The sequence below is a fragment of the Chitinophaga filiformis genome (genome assembly GCF_021646545.1).
GTDB classification, from domain to species: Bacteria; Bacteroidota; Bacteroidia; order Chitinophagales; family Chitinophagaceae; genus Chitinophaga; species Chitinophaga filiformis_A.
The window spans coordinates 56,159-72,936 of record NZ_JAKIRP010000021.1 but is presented as its reverse complement, the minus strand read 5'-3'; the positions used below and the strand labels follow the sequence as shown (position 1 = coordinate 72,936).

Sequence of the window (16,778 nt, the reverse complement as noted above, 5' to 3'; positions counted from 1 at the left end):
AACAATTTTAATATTGTTCGCTATCGTTCGGAAAGTCTTTGGCTTTCACATCGTGGATATATTGCTGCGATGCCTTGTAAATTTCGTCATATAAATTGAGATAGCGACGCAGGAAACGTGGTTTAAAATCCTTGTTAATGCCCAGCATGTCATGCATAACTAATACCTGGCCGTCAACATACTTGCCGGCGCCGATACCAATTGTAGGGATGCGCAGTGCTTCAGCCACCTTTTTACCCAGTTGGGCGGGGATCTTTTCCAGTACAATGGCAAAGCAACCCGCTTCCTCGAGCAGGCGGGCGTCGTTGATCAGTTTCTGGGCTTCTGCCTCTTCGGTAGCCCTTACGGTGTAGGTACCAAATTTATTGATAGACTGGGGGGTTAGTCCCAGGTGTCCCATCACGGGTACACCGGCTGAGATAATTCGTTTTACCGATTCAATAATCTCTTCGCCGCCTTCTATTTTTACGCCATGAGCGCTGGTTTCTTTCATAATACGGATGGTAGATGCCAGTGCTTCTTTGGAATTGCCCTGGTAAGTACCAAAAGGAAGGTCGACCACCACAAAGGCCCGTTTGATAGCCCTTACCACAGAAGCACCGTGATAGATCATCTGGTCAAGCGTTATGGGAAGTGTTGTTTCAAAGCCGGCCATCACATTAGATGCAGAATCGCCTACCAGCAGGATATCCATACCTGCATCATCAAAGATGCGGGCCATGGAATAGTCGTAAGCGGTAATCATGGAGATCTTCTCTCCGTCGTCTTTCATTTTCTGCAATATATGTGTCGTTATCCGTTTAACTTCTTTGTGCGTAGACATCCTAATGACTGTTATATGTGATAAGTAAAAGCGCGCGTAAGGTAACCAATATTTGGAAATTACCTGCTGATCTCTGCATAGAGTGACTGGATAAGGCCATCTGCCAGACCGATCTTGGGTACAAAGATCTCTTCGGCATCCGCCCAGCGCATAATGTTGATGTAGATCTGAAGGGCGGGCACGATCACATCGGCGCGGTCTTCCCGGAGATTATAAATATGGATACGCTCTTCGACGGTGAAGCTGTTAAATTCCTTGTAGTAGTCTTTCAGGACGTCCAGCGTAAGCGGTTTGCCTTCTTTACGCTTGGAAAGGGAGAAGATCTTGTTGATATTACCGCCTGAACCGATGGCTGTCACATTGTTGATGCCCCGGAGACGGGATTTAATGGTATCCTTCATATACTGCCACTGGTCTTCCTTTACCTGGTTCTGCATCAGGCGGATAGTGCCGATATTGAAGGACTCTTTATGTTTAAGGCTGTTGTTGCTGAAGATAGTGACTTCAGTACTACCACCCCCTACATCGATATACATGTAGGAGCGGGTCTTGTCCAGGTTTTCTGCGATGTGGCTCTCGTACAGGAAAGAGGCTTCTTCCTGTCCGGATATGATTTTGATATCTATTCCCGTCTGCTGCCTGACGTTGTGCAGGATCGCTGCTGAATTGGATGCATCGCGCATAGCTGATGTGGCGCAGGCTTTCAGGTACCTGACTTCATATACCTCCAGTAAAAGCTTATACGCTTTAATGGTATTCAGCAGGTGATCAGCTCTTTTTTCAGAAATAGCGCCTTCGGTGAACACATCAAGACCGAGGCGTAAAGGCACCCTGACCAGGTTTACTTTGGTGAAATCCATCCGGCCCTGGCTGTTGGGAGATGCTTCTGAGATGAGCAGCCTGGCAGCGTTGGACCCGATATCAATGGCAGCAAGCTTCATGGGCGCAAATGTATACAATTAGAATCAGGAATCAGGAATTAATCAATACTCAAATCCTGATCCCCGCTTCCGGTTCCTAGCTATTATATTGTTTCTCGTGGAGATATTTGAAAATCTCTACCTGTGACCTGATCTTCTTGCCACTGTCACGTTTATACTCATTTTTCTGATCGTTATCGAGTATACGGGCTTTTACATTGCCACTGAGTTGTATGGCCAGTATATCTTTCAACTCCTGCTGGATGCCCGGGTCTGTGATGGGAATAGCCACTTCCACACGGTAGTCGAGGTTACGCAGCATCCAGTCGCAGGAGGCAATGTATACCTTTTCCTGTCCCTCTTTACCGAATACAAATACACGGGCATGTTCCAGGTATTCATCCACAATGCTGACAGCGGTGATATCTTTCTTCCACTTCTTGTTGTCCGTATAGGCACAGCAGATACCGCGGATGATCATCTTAACGTCCACACCCTCTTTTGCTGCTTCATATAAGAGGTTGATCATTTCCGGATCGGAGAGGGAGTTCATTTTAATGATCATGGAGCCGCCTTTCTTATGACGGGCGTTCTTGATCTCTTTCTCGACCTGGCGCACAAAGAATGAACGCATGCTGTAAGGGCTTACCGGAAGGGTATGACATGCTTCCAGCATCTTGATATCATGTTTGCTGTTCTCCAGGTAGGCGAAAATACGGTTGATATCTGCCATGATGTTCCTGTTGGCTGTCAGCAGACAGTGATCTCCATACACCCTTGCTGTTTTCTCATTCAGGTTGCCGGTGCTGACAAAGCCACACTGCACTGTCTTGGTACCGATACGTTTCTTGATCACACAGAGCTTGGCATGGATCTTCAGGCCGGGAATACCGATCAGCACTTTTACGCCTTCATCTTCCAGGCGGGTCTTCCATTCCAGGTTGTCTGCCTCATTAAAACGGGCTCTTAACTCGAGGGCGACTGTTACCTGTTTACCGTTGCGTACGGCGTTCACCAGGGCATTCACGATCTTGGAGTTGCGGGCCAGCCTGTAGGCCGTGATCTTGATGCTGGTCACATTAGGATCGATGGCAGCTTCCCTGAGCAGGTCTATGATAGTATCGAAAGAGTGGTAGGGGAAATGGAGCATCACATCCTGCAGCTGTATGACGTGCATCACGCTGGATGCATTGGCAAACAGCGGATGGATGAAGCTCTTGCGCTGTGAGTGCGTTCTTTCTTTGAATACGCTTGTCGGGAAGTCCATAAAGTCCTTGAAATTATGGATACGGGCTCCCGGAATGAGGTTGTCCTTGCTGGACAGGCCCAGGCGCCGCATCAGGTATTCCAGCAGCAGCGGATCAATGTCCTTATCGTATACAAACCGTACCGGCTTTCCCTTACGGCGGTCTTTCAGGCCTTTTTCAATCTGGTGTATCAGGCTCGTCGAAATATCATTATCGATGTCCAGTTCCGCATCTCTCGTTACCTTGATGATATGTGCCGTGAACTTGTCAAAGCCGAAGTAAGAGAAGATATGCGGCAGGCAGTAGCGGATCACGTCTTCCAGCAGGATAATATCTTCTTCACCTTCTTTGGAAGGGAGGATGATGAAACGGGGCAGGATAGAGGTCGGAATCTCTATCAGCGCAAACTTCTGTCTGACGGAGTTATCCTGCCTGGCCAGTACTACCGCCAGATAGATGGATTTATCCCGGAGGAAGGGAAAGTGCTGGATACTTTCGATCATCAGCGGGATGATATTGGTACGTACTTCTTCATTGAAGTAGTTGAGTACAAATTTCTGCTGATCCTTATTTAAATGTTTTTCCGTGCGGATGAAGATCTTCTGCGCCTTCAGTTCGTCTTCGATACCCTCCCAGATGCGGTCAAACTCACGCTGCTGGTCTATCACCATGCTCTGTATCTCATCGAGGATCTCGTCGGGGTTCTCTTCCATATGCATACGGGTGGACTTGCCAACCAGCAGCATTCTTTTAAGGGTGGCAACGCGTACGCGGAAAAATTCGTCCAGGTTGTTCGAAAAAATACCGAGAAAACGGATACGTTCATGAAGAGGAACGGTGTTATCAGCCGCTTCCTGCAGAACTCTTGCATTAAAGGCCAGCCAGCTGATGTCCCGGGGGATCATCTTAACTTTCTTAATCGGCACAATCTTTTTGCTATTGCTTTTCTTTTCCATCACCGGATCTTGTGTGTTTATGTCTATTGGCTCACTAAGTGACAATCGCATCTGAAAGGTAATTAACGGTTGTGGTTATACTGGTTTAATACTGCTAATCACAACAATACAGATTTTTGGAATAGATCTTATGTTAAATTTCTGATACGCATTCTTAAAGATAAGGAATTATAAAGCGATAGCGAATAGCGTATAGACGATAATCTATAGTATATTTCTTAGATATACTTGTATATATCATTTATAGGGGAATGATCCGGAGCTGATTAACGCTTGTATCAGGTAGTCTGACCGGCATCGGAGGATGGGGTTTGTGCCTTGTCCTTGTTCAGCAAGGGGAGGGCAATCAGGCTGCCCAGGCCAACGATAAGTACCAGCAGGGTCTGGGCCGACCATACGATCCATCCGAAGGCATATGCTGTTGTATCGAGTACGCCGTATACCATGAGGGTCCTTTGTACCAGGAACTGGTAGGCGCCCGTACCGCCGGGTGTTACGATCATACCTACACTGCCGATGATGAGTACTGCAAGCGCGGCTTTCAGTCCCAGGTAACGGGTTTCTTCCATACAATAGAAGCCCAGGTACATCATAGCAAAGTACATCATCCAGATCAGTATGGAGTAGAAGATGAACCAGCCTTTCTTTTCCATCTGACCGATAGAGCGGATACCATCCCATACGCCATGGGCCAGTGCACGGATCTTGATCCCGATTTTGGAACGGGAAATGAGGCGGAAAACAATATAGGTAAGTAATATAAATATGACTAAAGCGCCGATGATGATCAGTGAACGGGCACTGCCTGCATTCCCGAGTTTATTCTCAATGGGATGCCAGATCTCTGCGACGAATAAGCCACCGATCACGTCTATTTGAATAACAACGGTGATCACCATGAGGATGAGGAGCAGCAGCATGTCAACAGCGCGTTCTGCGATCATGGTGCCTACCAGTTTATCTACCGGGATCTTCTCATAACGGGCTACGATACCGCAGCGGGTCACTTCTCCCAGGCGGGGCACCGCCAGGTTGGCCAGATAGCCGACCATTACCGCAAAGAATGTATTCAGTGTGCTAGGATGATAGCCCATGGGCTCCATGATGAGCTTCCAGCGGACAGCCCGGTACCAGTGGCTGGCAATACCGACTATGATAACAGGGATCAGCAGCCAGTAATTGGCATGCTCCAAAGAGTTGAAGATGTCATCTTTCTCCTTATCAGTAAGGTTGTGCGTAACAAGCCAGACTAATCCTAGCCCAATGGCTAAAAAGCAGATGAACTTCAAAAATTTGGGCATAGTAAGTCTTTTTTGGGATCAGCAGTTACAGTTTATTATTTTCTTTCGGGAATATGGCGATCGGAGTATGCTTCTTAGCCTCCTCAAAGTCCATAGATGCGTAAGAGATAATGATTACAATATCGCCAACCGCACAGAGGCGGGCAGCGGGGCCATTCATACAAACAACACCTGAACCGCGTTTCCCTTTGATGATATAGGTCTCCAGGCGTTCTCCGTTATTTACGTTCACTACCTGTACTTTTTCATATTCGATGAGATTAGCAGCATCCAGCAGATCTTCATCAATAGTAATACTGCCTACGTATTGCAAGTTTGCTTCGGTAATAACTGCTCTGTGTATTTTACTTTTCAGTACTTCGATGTGCATGATAGAAATAACCCACTATTGTGGTCTGGTGTAGCGCAAAATTAGGGAAAAAATACAATACGACGCTTCAGCGCGGTCAGCGCGCGCCGTGGAGAAGGCCGGTCTGTTGACAGCCGTCCGGCTGGTCAGTTCACCTGCATATTGTCAATCAGCCTGACGTTGCTGCTGATCTCTCTGGCAGCTACCACCGCATAAAGCGGATCTTTGCCGGCAGTTGCAGGAAAATTAATGTTCCCGTCAGGTGCTACAGATACCATATCGAGGTAGTCAACATCGAAACCATTGCCTTTCAGCTCGTTAATGGCCTTATCGGCGATTTCCTTTAATGGGGCGTGGTTAAGATTGTCTTTTATATAATATAGTGCACGGGATATGTGCAGGGCGTTTTGCCTTTCGGTAGGATTGAGACGCAGGTTACGGCTGCTCATGGCCAGGCCATCCTGTTCACGGAGGGTAGGACAGATAACCAGCTCGACCTTTAAGTGTAGCAGTTTGATGAGTCGGTTGATTATCAGGCACTGCTGAAAGTCCTTTTGTCCCATGAAGAGTTTGTCCGGCTGCACCAGGTCTAACAGCTTATGTACCACCTGTCCAACACCCTGGAAGTGTCCGGGGCGGTGTGCACCTTCCAGTACCGTTTCCAGCTGACCGAAGTCATAATGCATGTCCGGGGTCAGTCCCTTAGGGTACATTTCCTGCACAGATGGCAGGAACAGTACATCGTTGCCGGCGGCGGTAAGCTGGAGAATGTCCTGGTCTATGGTAATGGGATATTTCTCAAAATCGGCCGGATCGTTAAACTGGGTCGGGTTGACAAATATGCTGCACACGACGAGGTCGGTGTTTTCTTTTGCGGCCGCAATAAGGGACAGATGCCCCTGATGCAATGCGCCCATAGTAGGCACAAAACCAATACGTTTACCCTCTTTCCGTGCTGTTGATAAATGCCTTTCGAGATCGTCTTTCCGCTTGAACAGATACATAATTTATTGCTTAAAAGGATGTTAAAAGTGCCAATTTGTCTTTTCTTCCGTTAAAAATCCGTAATTTTGCAAACCAAATTTAAAATTACTGCATTAATATCAGCATTAGATGTCCACAAAGAAACGAATTCTTTTTATTGCTCAGGAAATGTCGCCTTATCTGGAATTAACAGAGTATGCGAATATGGTCAATAAAATGGCAATTAAGTCCAATGAGTCCGGGCTGGAAGTGCGGGTGATCATGCCCCGGTTTGGCATTATCAACGAGAGAAGGCACCGGTTACACGAGGTGGTAAGACTGTCTGGCATTAACATTGTGATAGAGGGCGACGATTATCCGTTGATTATCAAGGTGGCATCATTGCCAAACGCCCGTTTGCAGGTTTATTTCCTGGACAATGAAGATTACTTCAAGCGTAAAACGCTGTTCACGGACGAAAACGAGCAATTCTATGACGATAATGCAGCCCGTGCAGTATTTTTCTGTAAAGGAGCGCTGGAAACAGTAAAGAAGTTTGGCTGGCCGCCGGACATTATTCACTGTAGCGGATGGATGACTTCACTGATCCCTTTATACCTGAAAACTGCTTACAAAAAAGAACCGGTATTTGCTCATTCCAAAGTGGTATATTCCATGGAGCCCAATTCCTTCAAGGAGAAACTGGGCGCCGGCTTTGTGAAGAAAGCTACTATCAGCACCCAGATCAAAGAAAAGGACCTGGAGCTATATAAAGAAGGTACCAACAGTGCACTGAACAGAGGCGCCGGTAAATATGCCGATGCCGTAGTACTGGCAGGTGAAAAGACAGAAAAGAAAGTAGTGGATGAACTGAAAGCGGAAAAAGGCAAGATCATTCTCCCTTACAAAAAGGAAAATGAAGACCTCGCGGATTATCTGCAATTGTATACCCAGCTACTTGGAAAATAGTTTTTCTCTACAGAAAAAAGCCCCGCTTCAAACGGGGCTTTTTTTATTCGCTGAAAGTTCATTCTCAAACTATTTTCCTATTTTTGCCGCAGTTTACCATGAGGCATACCACCAAAATGCAAAAAGTTGGTAAATTGTACTAAATCAATACTAATCTAAAAGCGAAATTCAATTATTTTATGCCTTATTTATTTACCTCAGAATCTGTTTCCGAAGGCCATCCGGATAAAGTGGCCGATCAGATATCCGACGCATTGATTGATCATTTCCTTGCTTATGATACTACCTCTAAAGTAGCTTGCGAAACGTTGGTGACAACCGGTCAGGTGGTTCTGGCGGGTGAAGTAAAATCTGAAGCTTACCTGGATGTGCAGGAAATTGCCCGTGAGGTAATCCGTAAGATAGGCTATACAAAGAGCGAATACATGTTCGAGGCTAACTCCTGTGGTATCTTCTCTGCTATTCATGAGCAGTCTCCTGATATCAACCAGGGCGTTGAGCGTAAGAACCCGGAAGAACAGGGCGCAGGCGACCAGGGTATGATGTTCGGTTACGCTACCCGCGAAACTGAGAACTATATGCCACTGGCTCTGGACCTCGCTCATAAACTGCTGATCGAGCTGGCTGCTATCCGTCGCGAAAATAAAGAGATCGCTTACCTGCGTCCTGACGCTAAGTCACAGGTAACTATCGAATACTCCGACGATAACAAACCTGTTCGTATCGACACCATCGTTATCTCTACACAGCACGATGATTTCGATTCTGAAGACAAGATGCTGGCCAAGATCAAGAGTGACATGATCAACATCCTGATCCCTCGCGTAAAGGCACAGCTGAAACCAGAATTACAGTCGCTGTTCAATGACAAGATCACTTATCATATCAACCCTACCGGTAAATTCGTGATCGGTGGTCCTCACGGTGATACCGGCTTAACCGGCCGTAAGATCATCGTTGATACCTACGGTGGTAAAGGTGCTCACGGTGGTGGTGCTTTCTCTGGTAAAGATCCTTCCAAAGTAGACCGTTCTGCTGCTTACGCTACCCGTCACATTGCTAAAAACCTGGTAGCTGCAGGTCTTTGCGATGAAGCACTGGTACAGGTATCTTACGCGATCGGTGTGGCTAAACCTTGTGGTCTCTTCATCGATACCCGTGGTACTTCCAAAGTTAAAATGACGGATGGTGAGATCGCAAGAAAGGTAGAACAGATCTTTGACCTGCGTCCTTACGCTATCGAGCAGCGTCTGAAACTGCGTAATCCTATCTATAGCGATACAGCTGCTTATGGTCATATGGGCCGCGACAGCAAGGTAGTTACCAAGGTGTTCAACAAGGGCAAGAAGAATGAGAAGAAAGTAGAAGTTGAGCTGTTTACCTGGGAGAAACTGGATTATGTTGAAAAAGTAAAATCAGCTTTCGGATTGTAATAGCATCCGCTGAGAAATAATTTTTGAAGAACCGTCTCGTATGAGGCGGTTTTTTTGTTATTGCTGATTGACATTGCTTCGGTTCCTGGGGACCATTGACTGCGTTGTTTGGAGGTTGCTTGGAAAGTCGTATTGGGCGATTGCTTCGGTTCCAGGTGGGACCACTGGCTGCGTTCTTTGAAGTTGCTTGCTATGGAACGATGGGAGGTCGTGTTGGGCGATTGGATATCTCATTAAACCCCTGGTAGGGCGCGTCAGCATACTTCAAACAACGAAGGCCAGTGATCTCCACCTGGAACCGCCGCTGCTCCTGAGTTACTGTTTTATTTATAACTGCCGCTGCTTTCCTCCTTATGCATATCGTGCAGTATGCAGTTACAGGCTATTTATGTTTACACCGTACGGGCGAGGTCTGTCTGGGATGAGCAAATGGGATGTCTGCCAGATCTCTTCTGTAGTTCAGGAATTATACAGTATATTAGGGATATACGCAGTGTTGTATAAGCGATCAACAGCGTTTGTTGTATTTCCTATTTGCTGATCTTCAAGATATAATACTATGGACAATTTTATGAAAGCCGCGATAGATGAGGCAATGAAAGGTCTTAATGAAGGCGGTATCCCTATTGGATCTGTGCTGGTACATAAAGGAGAGATCATCGGGCGTGGACATAACCGGAGGGTGCAAAAAGGGAGTGTTATCCTGCATGGGGAAATGGATGCGCTGGAGAATGCCGGCCGGCTTACTGCTGCTACTTATAAGGAATGTGTGCTGTATACAACGTTATCGCCTTGTCCAATGTGTACGGGCGCTATATTGCTGTATGGTATTCCGAAGGTGGTGATAGGTGAGAATAAGACATTCATGGGTGCAGAGGAGCTGTTAAAAGCCAATAACGTAGAGCTGACAGTAGAAAATAACAGTGAATGCATTGAGATGATGCAGGCCTTTATTCAGCAGCATCCTACGCTTTGGAATGAGGATATAGGTGAATAAAAAAGAAGCTGCCTCATATGAGACAGCCCTTTCTGCTTGTGGACGGTTTATCAATAAAAAATCAAAGGTTTCCTTTCTTTAGTTCCCCGACGGCAAAATCACAGGCTCTTGCTGTCAATGCCATATATGTCAGTGATGGGTTCTGACAGGCGGACGAAGTCATACAACTACCGTCAGTAATAAACACATTCTTTACTTCATGCAGCTGGTTAGTGCCATTCAGTACGGATGTCTTAGGATCTCTTCCCATACGGGCGGTACCCATTTCATGTACACACTCTCCGCCGACGTAGTGGTAATCGAAGCCCGTTACATTTGAAAAGCCGCTTTCTTCCAGCATTTCTGCTGCGCTGTGCTGCATGTCCTTACGCATAGCCCTTTCATTGTCGCGGATGGAAAATGCCACCCTGGCCAATGGCAGGCCCCATTTATCGCGTTGTATGGTATCCAGTGTTACCCTGTTATCGGCATAAGGCAGTGTCTCGCCCCAGGCCCCTAACCAGAACGCCCATTTGCCGGGGCGTAGCAGTTTCTCTTTGAATGATTGGCCGAAGCCGTCTTCTGTGAGGCCGGTGTACATCCAGCCTTCCCGTTCGCCATAGCCCTGGTAACCAAAACCGCGTATATAATCGCGTTTTGAGGCCGCATCGCCCAGGTTCCGGAAGCGGGGGATATAGATACCCGTCGGCCGCCTGCCTTCATAATACCAGTCATCCAGGCCGTGATAGTCGCCCATGGCGCCCACCTTGAAATGATGGTCCATCAGGTGCCGTCCTACCAGGTCGTTGGAGTTGCCCAGTCCCTGCGGGAATGCAGCTGAAGTGGATTGTAGCAATATGGTGGCAGAACCGATGGTGGAGGCGTTCAGGAAAATGATCGTCGCATAGAAGTCGATCACTTCTTTCGTTTCCGCATCTATGACGCGTACGCCACTGGCCTTTCCTTTTTCTTTGTCGTACAAGATCTCCGATACGATGGAAAAGGGACGCAGTGTCATATTGCCTGTGGCCGCAGCTGCTGGCAGGGTTGCAGCATTACTGCTGAAGTAACCGCCATAGGGGCATCCACGGCTGCACAGGTTGCGATACTGACAGGGGGCGCGCCCACGCCAGCCGCGTGTCAGGTTTGCGACCCTGCCAATGGTAACACAGCGTCCCTCGAAGCGCTGCTTTACCTGCTCGCGGAAATGTTTTTCGAGTATGTTCATTTCCATGGGCGGGAGAAACTCGCCGTCGGGCAATTGCGACAGGCCTTCTGGCTGACCGCTGATGCCTGCAAACTGCTCCACATAGCTATACCAGGGCGCAAGGTCCTTGTAGCGGATTGGCCAGTCCACGCCATGACCGTCTTTCCCGTTGGCTTCAAAATCGAGGTCACTCAAGCGGTAGCTCTGCCGCCCCCAGGTGAGGGAACGTCCGCCTACCTGGTATCCTCTGATCCAGTGGAAAGGCTTTTCCTGTATATAGGGGTGCTCTTTATCGCGCACAAAAAAATGCCGGTTGCCTTCGTTGTATTCCGCACTCTGGACAGGATCTTCCGCGAAGTCCTTCTCCGTATTTAATCCACCATGCTGGAACTCCCAGGGTGTTTTAAAAGTGGTCACATAATCTTTGATATGCTCCACATTACGTCCTCTTTCCAAAACCAATGTCTTCAGTCCTTTCTCACACAACTCTTTGGCGGCCCAGCCTCCGCTGATGCCAGAGCCAATGACAATAGCATCATAAGTGCGCTGCTGAGCACTCTTAATGTTCAGATTCATGATTCTAAAAGGATTAACTGTTAGGCTGCCTGCAATGTCCCATGGCAGCGCTGTATTCCCGTCTTACGTTTCTTTGTCCTCGTGATTCTCGTTAAACATTCATGACAACCTGCTGCTATTCGGTAGCCCAGGCCTTCTGGCCGGGCTTCAATCTTACAGCGCCCGCGTAATGTCCGGGTACATAATCGTAGGCAAGGCCACGTGTTGCTCCTTCCATGGAGGTGCAGTACCCTATTACGGTATACTTCTTCATGATAACAAAGAAGGCATCTCCCATGACCTTGTGGCTGATCTTTCCGGCGAGCCCTTTATAAGGGCGGTCACGCTTTTCGAAATGATCAGCAATAGCCGCACGCTGTTCAATGTTACAGCGGGCAAATGAGCGGTTGTAGTGGTGCCTGGCATAGGCTTCTACTTCGTCCAGTCCCATGAGAAAGCGATTCTGTTCTTTCTTAGGCGTGCAATCCCTGATCATCCTGATGATGAAGGGGGTAACACCTGCCGCTTTTGCGCCCGGCGTGTCTGTGGCGGGTATAATGGTCTCCGCCAGTTCGGTGATCAGCTCCGCATGTTCTTTCAGCTTTCCCAGATCGGGAGTGCTGTACAGCTTGCGCAGCCTGATGCCCGACCACGCGGCCGCTCCGGCGCCGGCTAAGAGCAGTAAACTGCCCAGGGCTTTCCTCCGGTTCATCTTTTTCTCTTGTATTGAAGCATCCATTCATAAATGCTCATATTGTCCGTACTGTCCCTGTAAGCAGGATCGTAGAACTCATGCCAGCCGGTATGCGCTTTTCCGTGTTTTGTGAGCTTTACGAGGCCTTTCTGATAGTGGTTGGTACTATCTATGCAACGCAGGCTGTTCTCCAGGAATTGGGGCTCCGCAGTGCCGGCAAAGTACCATGCATGCAGCCCTGCATCTGACACCAGTTTGAACCTGCCATAGTTCTCAGGGTACATAGGCGCGGGCGACATAGGCACAGTGGCTGCGATACGGGAGGTAAGGCGCCTGCTTTCTGTCATCGACATCAGCGTACACCATCCGCCTGCACTGTATCCTGTCAGATAGATGCGGGAGGAGTCAACAGGGTACTTTTTCAGTACATCATTCAGGATAAATTCCAGTTGTGGTGGATTGATACCCCAGCTCTCTGCCAGCGGGGCCAGTACCATGAATTTGTACAGCTTACCGTCTGCTTTGTTAACCGCCTCTATTTTGCGGCCTTCTTTGATCTGACGGGGAATACCTTCCCGGTACAATTTGGAAACGTCGTGACCTGCGATGCTTCTTCCATGGAAACAAACGATCAGCGGAAATTTCTCTTTAGGGCTTCCCTGCGGAACGTGTAGTAAAGCCGGCACTTTATGCCATTCATCGGTCGGGACAATTATTTGCCTGAACGCTCCCGGTTTGCCAGGAGCACCTGCCAGGCTGGGGATAGTCAGCCCGGCAAGAAATAATACTTTTTTCATTATCTAGTTTTTTGTGCTGAGTGTTGTGGCTTTTACCGGTGTGTTGCCGGTAGTGAATTTATCTTTAAGTTGAGTAAATCGTTGTTCAATGAAATGAAAGCTGAGTAGTGCGAAAACATACACCACCGGTACATCCACCAGGAATAACCAGTACTTGTTGCTTTCGCTGACGGGGATCCATCGTTCTACCAGCTGCGTTTGTATGACCCAATGCAAAATGTACATACCGTAGGAGACCTTGCCTATTGCTACCAGGACATTGTTCTCCAGAATTCCCTTTACAAAATTGCCCGGCACGCTGTTGTAGGAGGATACCAGCAACAACAGCAGGGATGCGGTAAACAGGTTGAGCACCGTGTAGTACCAGATATGCTGATAACTATTCACATCCCCAAAGTTGTACCCCATTGAAGTAGGCAGTGAATGTCCGTGACTTTCGTACAGGTAATTGATAATACCTGCACCCACTGCGAGCAGGCAGCCCAGCACGAACAGCCATTGGGGCTTTTTGATCCGGTCTTTCAGTCCCAGCAGCGGAATAGCGGTTCCTGTGAAGAATGCATCCAGATGACTGAGCGGAAACCAGTAAATCACATCGAATACTTCGAATGGTGCTTTACCTATGTGTACCAGATAGTTGCCAAAGGCCCAGCGGAACAGCGGACCGGCTATCAGTACTATTACCAGCAGGCCACGCAGATTGCGCCTCGAAAGCAGGAAAACAATAAAAGGGAAGAACAGGTAAAACTGCTCTTCAACACAGAGCGACCAGAAATGCGTGTACACCGGACTTTCATGCCAGCTGTTGGCAATCCTGGTCAGATTGAAGGTATAAGAATATAGATAGGGCAGGTCCCTGAAATAGCCCGGAGGAAAAGCTGTAAAGAGGCAGATGACCACAAATACTGTGAGGTAGATGTAGTACAGGGGGAATATGCGCAGACTTCTCCTGATCCAGAACTTTTTAAGGCGTTGGGTTAGCGGGGATGGCCTGTCTTTTTCCTTCAGCAATATACTGCTGATGAGAAAGCCGGAGAGTACAAAGAAAAGCTGTACCCCCATCCAGCCAAAGCGGATAATGCCGAAATGGAATGCCATTACCAGCAATATCGCAATGGCGCGGACGCCATCCAGGCTTTTAATATAGTTAGTCTGTGTTTGCATTACAGATGAATAGGATAATAGGTGACCGTTACACCTGGTGGCAACAATGGCTTGTATGCTGCCAGTTTATTATAAAGAGGCCTTGCCTCAGCAGGGTCTACCGCATAAAAGAATACCTCGTCGCCTCCGCAGATCACGTTGTTGGAGATCTTCCAGGAAGCTACTTTCTTCCATTGCTGCAGCAATGAGCTGTCAAACCAGGTATCATACACTACTGCGATCTTCACGTTCTCCTGGCCGGTGAACCGCTGCAGGAATTGCGGAGAATATTGTCCATGTAGTTTTCCTGCTGCCACTGCGTTGTTACCCAGTCCCCAGAGGTCCAGTATCCTGTTGTTGGACAGATAACTTACTGCCCCCACATCATTCGCAGCTACTGCGGTATGCTGATAGCTGGTTTGCAGGAAGCGTCCCATCTGGTACTGCTGCTCATAGATATTACGGGCCGCGGCAGGCAGGTTGTGGAATGCACCGGCAGCTCTTAAGGGCAGCGGTGCAAATGCAAAGAGCAACAGGAAGGCGCCTGCAGCTTTTTCCAGTGGAGAATAACGCCGTTGACTGCGGACCAGCTGGCGATAGTAGTAATACAACAGTATAGCCACTACCGTGATATCCAGCGCCAGCAGGTATGCCTCATACCGGAACAGCCATCCCACTGCGGCCAGGGCCATATGCAGGAAGGTGTTGATCAGCGGAATGCAGGCCAGCTGTTTTACTTTACCAATGGTATTGACATTATCATTATCCGGCCGCAATAGTATGATCAGCGCAGGGATGATCAGCAGCATTCTTACCACCGTAGTACCTGAAAGCGATGAAGAGCCTTCCGGGTAGTATTTGTTCGTGAAGATGTTTACCATCGTATTGTTGCCGTACAACAGTTTGTAGACTACAATTTCCTGCAGGCTGCTCATCAGTTGCGAAGGTCCGCCTGCCAGCTTGCTGGCCTTTAGTAATACGGAGTTGGGCAGGAAATATCCTCCATGACGTACAGAAATATATCCAAACACGATCAGTGGTAACAGGGATAGTACCAGCACTACGCTGGTCTGTTGCCAGCGCTTGTTATAGATACCGGCCAGTATAACGCCGGCCAGCAGGAATAAGGATTCGAAGCGGGCCAGAATGGCCAGTCCGGCCACCAGCGACAGTAACAAGACCTGGTTGCGGGTGGTATTGTCCGGCGTCAGAAAGGCGACAGACAGATACAACATCCACATGGTCAGGAAGGCATGCAGCATATGTTCCATGCCACTTGCTACCATCACCGGTACCGGTACCAGTATGACAAGCGAAAGCAAGGTAATGCATCTGACAGGGGCAGGAAGACTGAAACGCTGTAAGAGTTTGTCTGTCATCACTACCAGCAGGAAGGCAAAACACACATTGATATAAAACGGCATCCAGATGCTGTTGACGCCTGCTTTAAAAAATGTAGCCAGTATCAGGGTATACAAAGGGGAGGAGCTGGCTGCGCTGAATTCCTGCGCATTGATACCCCACACGCCATGCAATGCAAAGTTCTTCGCAATGGACATGTGAATGAAGGTGTCGTCCAGGGGGTAACAGAAATGGCCACCCGTCTGCACCAGCACCTGCCGGCAGGCTATGACCAGCAATACCGCCAGCAGCAGTAATGTAGCTATAACGGGGTAGTTTCTTTGAAGGTAATATCTCATTATCCGCTGATTACACTATTTGTTAAACGTACGTGCCTGCGATTGCAGTACCGCTTCTTCAAAGCTGACACCAATGATCCTTTCCAGTTCTATCTTGGCCTGCCTGATATCCCTTTCCAGCATCACCTTTCTCACCATCTCTTCATTGTAGCTTCTGTAGGCGATGTTCAGGGTCTCTACAGACACATCCTTGTCACCACTGGAGAATTTCTCTTCGGTCTGTTTGTAATGATTGTATACGTCTTCCAGCAATGGCACTGACAGTTCCATCATCTTTTTGTTGGCAGCATACAACTCGTAGGCGTTCAGTACATCTGCCTTTATTTTCAGCTGTTCTTCCTCTTTCATGTTCATGACCACTTTTCGCTCCGTTTTGGCAATCTTCACGTCGTTAGGAACTGACAGGAAACTACCAAGTGGTATGGTCAGTGAGAAGTTGTACCTGGGGAAGAAGGTAGCATTGTTACTGTTGTTTTTCAGTGTGTATTCGTTCAGGTTGCCTGATGCCTGGAACATATTCAGCCAGCCGGCGGTGGCTTTGTTTTGCTGATATTTGGCAATTTTCGCCTTGTTGTCATAGATCTTTAATGCGGGATTTTGCATGGCAAGTTCTACCAATACGGCTTTCAATTGTGCTACTTCAGGTGAATCGGTGAGAGGGATATAAAGGTTGGTTTCCCTTTTCTGTGCCTGCACAGATATACAGAACGCCAAGCCGATAATAAATAGAAGTCCCTTTTTCATA

At 48.0% G+C, this 16,778-nt stretch carries 15 protein-coding genes; 3 read left to right on the top strand and 12 right to left on the bottom strand.

The annotated features are described in order from the left end of the window. Positions 1-7 precede the first annotated feature (7 nt). From panB to panC, 6 genes are all read right to left on the bottom strand, one after another. Positions 8-823, bottom strand: a complete 816-nt coding sequence (gene panB / locus L3C95_RS32055) for a 3-methyl-2-oxobutanoate hydroxymethyltransferase (protein WP_236394780.1) — start codon at positions 821-823, stop codon at positions 8-10. A 59-nt stretch (positions 824-882) separates the two neighbouring features. After that, on the bottom strand, positions 883-1,764 hold the full coding sequence (locus tag L3C95_RS32050) for an exopolyphosphatase (RefSeq protein ID WP_236394778.1): 882 nt from the start codon (positions 1,762-1,764) through the stop codon (positions 883-885). A 76-nt stretch (positions 1,765-1,840) separates the two neighbouring features. Further along, on the bottom strand, positions 1,841-3,997 hold the full coding sequence (ppk1, locus tag L3C95_RS32045) for a polyphosphate kinase 1 (protein ID WP_236394776.1): 2,157 nt from the start codon (positions 3,995-3,997) through the stop codon (positions 1,841-1,843). A 227-nt stretch (positions 3,998-4,224) separates the two neighbouring features. Continuing rightward, positions 4,225-5,247 (bottom strand): lysylphosphatidylglycerol synthase transmembrane domain-containing protein, encoded by a 1,023-nt coding sequence (locus tag L3C95_RS32040; protein ID WP_236394774.1) that lies wholly within the window; start codon positions 5,245-5,247, stop codon positions 4,225-4,227. Positions 5,248-5,272: 25 nt separating this feature from the next. Next, on the bottom strand, positions 5,273-5,617 hold the full coding sequence (gene panD, locus L3C95_RS32035) for an aspartate 1-decarboxylase (protein WP_199658714.1): 345 nt from the start codon (positions 5,615-5,617) through the stop codon (positions 5,273-5,275). Between the two features lie 125 nt (positions 5,618-5,742). Then, the gene (panC, locus tag L3C95_RS32030; protein WP_236394772.1) at positions 5,743-6,600 is read right to left on the bottom strand and encodes a pantoate--beta-alanine ligase; all 858 of its coding nucleotides are present in this window, start codon (positions 6,598-6,600) and stop codon (positions 5,743-5,745) included. A 109-nt stretch (positions 6,601-6,709) separates the two neighbouring features. Between panC and L3C95_RS32025 the strand changes: the two genes are divergently transcribed. From L3C95_RS32025 to L3C95_RS32015, 3 genes are all read left to right on the top strand, one after another. Next, complete coding sequence (locus L3C95_RS32025; RefSeq protein WP_236394770.1) at positions 6,710-7,528, top strand: glycogen/starch synthase; 819 nt, start codon at positions 6,710-6,712, stop codon at positions 7,526-7,528. A gap of 179 nt (positions 7,529-7,707) precedes the next feature. Further along, positions 7,708-8,961, top strand: a complete 1,254-nt coding sequence (metK, locus tag L3C95_RS32020; RefSeq protein WP_236394768.1) for a methionine adenosyltransferase — start codon at positions 7,708-7,710, stop codon at positions 8,959-8,961. A gap of 571 nt (positions 8,962-9,532) precedes the next feature. Then, the gene (locus L3C95_RS32015) at positions 9,533-9,958 is read left to right on the top strand and encodes a nucleoside deaminase (RefSeq protein ID WP_236394766.1); all 426 of its coding nucleotides are present in this window, start codon (positions 9,533-9,535) and stop codon (positions 9,956-9,958) included. 61 nt (positions 9,959-10,019) lie between these two features. On the opposite strand, the gene L3C95_RS32010 is transcribed toward L3C95_RS32015, so the two are convergent. The 6 genes from L3C95_RS32010 to L3C95_RS31985 form a co-directional block, all read right to left on the bottom strand. After that, the gene (locus tag L3C95_RS32010; protein ID WP_236394763.1) at positions 10,020-11,720 is read right to left on the bottom strand and encodes a GMC oxidoreductase; all 1,701 of its coding nucleotides are present in this window, start codon (positions 11,718-11,720) and stop codon (positions 10,020-10,022) included. A 115-nt stretch (positions 11,721-11,835) separates the two neighbouring features. Further along, positions 11,836-12,411 carry a gluconate 2-dehydrogenase subunit 3 family protein gene (locus L3C95_RS32005; protein ID WP_236394761.1) on the bottom strand — a complete coding sequence of 192 codons (576 nt, stop codon included), beginning with the start codon at positions 12,409-12,411 and terminating at the stop codon, positions 11,836-11,838. After that, positions 12,408-13,190: a hypothetical protein gene (locus tag L3C95_RS32000; protein WP_236394759.1), complete on the bottom strand. Its 783-nt coding sequence runs from the start codon at positions 13,188-13,190 to the stop codon at positions 12,408-12,410. Before L3C95_RS32000 ends, L3C95_RS32005 begins: the two co-directional genes overlap by 4 nt. Positions 13,191-13,193: 3 nt before the next feature. Next, positions 13,194-14,354 carry an acyltransferase family protein gene (locus L3C95_RS31995; RefSeq protein ID WP_236394758.1) on the bottom strand — a complete coding sequence of 387 codons (1,161 nt, stop codon included), beginning with the start codon at positions 14,352-14,354 and terminating at the stop codon, positions 13,194-13,196. Next, positions 14,354-16,033 (bottom strand): hypothetical protein, encoded by a 1,680-nt coding sequence (locus L3C95_RS31990; protein ID WP_236394756.1) that lies wholly within the window; start codon positions 16,031-16,033, stop codon positions 14,354-14,356. The genes L3C95_RS31995 and L3C95_RS31990 overlap by 1 nt, the downstream gene beginning before the upstream one ends. Before the next feature lie 15 nt (positions 16,034-16,048). After that, the gene (locus tag L3C95_RS31985) at positions 16,049-16,777 is read right to left on the bottom strand and encodes a TolC family protein (protein WP_236394754.1); all 729 of its coding nucleotides are present in this window, start codon (positions 16,775-16,777) and stop codon (positions 16,049-16,051) included. Position 16,778 lies beyond the last annotated feature (1 nt).

Bases quoted from the DNA above. Each gene is read 5' to 3' on its own strand.
- L3C95_RS32010 (WP_236394763.1), bottom strand. From the start codon at position 11,720: ATGAATCTGAACATTAAGAGTGCTCAGCAGCGCACTTATGATGCTATT.
- L3C95_RS32025 (WP_236394770.1), top strand. From the start codon at position 6,710: ATGTCCACAAAGAAACGAATTCTTTTTATTGCTCAGGAAATGTCGCCT.
- L3C95_RS31995 (WP_236394758.1), bottom strand. From the start codon at position 14,354: ATGCAAACACAGACTAACTATATTAAAAGCCTGGATGGCGTCCGCGCC.
- panC (WP_236394772.1), bottom strand. From the start codon at position 6,600: ATGTATCTGTTCAAGCGGAAAGACGATCTCGAAAGGCATTTATCAACA.
- L3C95_RS32005 (WP_236394761.1), bottom strand. From the start codon at position 12,411: ATGAACCGGAGGAAAGCCCTGGGCAGTTTACTGCTCTTAGCCGGCGCC.
- L3C95_RS32000 (WP_236394759.1), bottom strand. From the start codon at position 13,190: ATGAAAAAAGTATTATTTCTTGCCGGGCTGACTATCCCCAGCCTGGCA.
- metK (WP_236394768.1), top strand. From the start codon at position 7,708: ATGCCTTATTTATTTACCTCAGAATCTGTTTCCGAAGGCCATCCGGAT.
- ppk1 (WP_236394776.1), bottom strand. From the start codon at position 3,997: ATGCGATTGTCACTTAGTGAGCCAATAGACATAAACACACAAGATCCG.
- panB (WP_236394780.1), bottom strand. From the start codon at position 823: ATGTCTACGCACAAAGAAGTTAAACGGATAACGACACATATATTGCAG.
- L3C95_RS32050 (WP_236394778.1), bottom strand. From the start codon at position 1,764: ATGAAGCTTGCTGCCATTGATATCGGGTCCAACGCTGCCAGGCTGCTC.
- L3C95_RS32040 (WP_236394774.1), bottom strand. From the start codon at position 5,247: ATGCCCAAATTTTTGAAGTTCATCTGCTTTTTAGCCATTGGGCTAGGA.
- L3C95_RS31990 (WP_236394756.1), bottom strand. From the start codon at position 16,033: ATGAGATATTACCTTCAAAGAAACTACCCCGTTATAGCTACATTACTG.
- L3C95_RS32015 (WP_236394766.1), top strand. From the start codon at position 9,533: ATGAAAGCCGCGATAGATGAGGCAATGAAAGGTCTTAATGAAGGCGGT.
- panD (WP_199658714.1), bottom strand. From the start codon at position 5,617: ATGCACATCGAAGTACTGAAAAGTAAAATACACAGAGCAGTTATTACC.
- L3C95_RS31985 (WP_236394754.1), bottom strand. From the start codon at position 16,777: ATGAAAAAGGGACTTCTATTTATTATCGGCTTGGCGTTCTGTATATCT.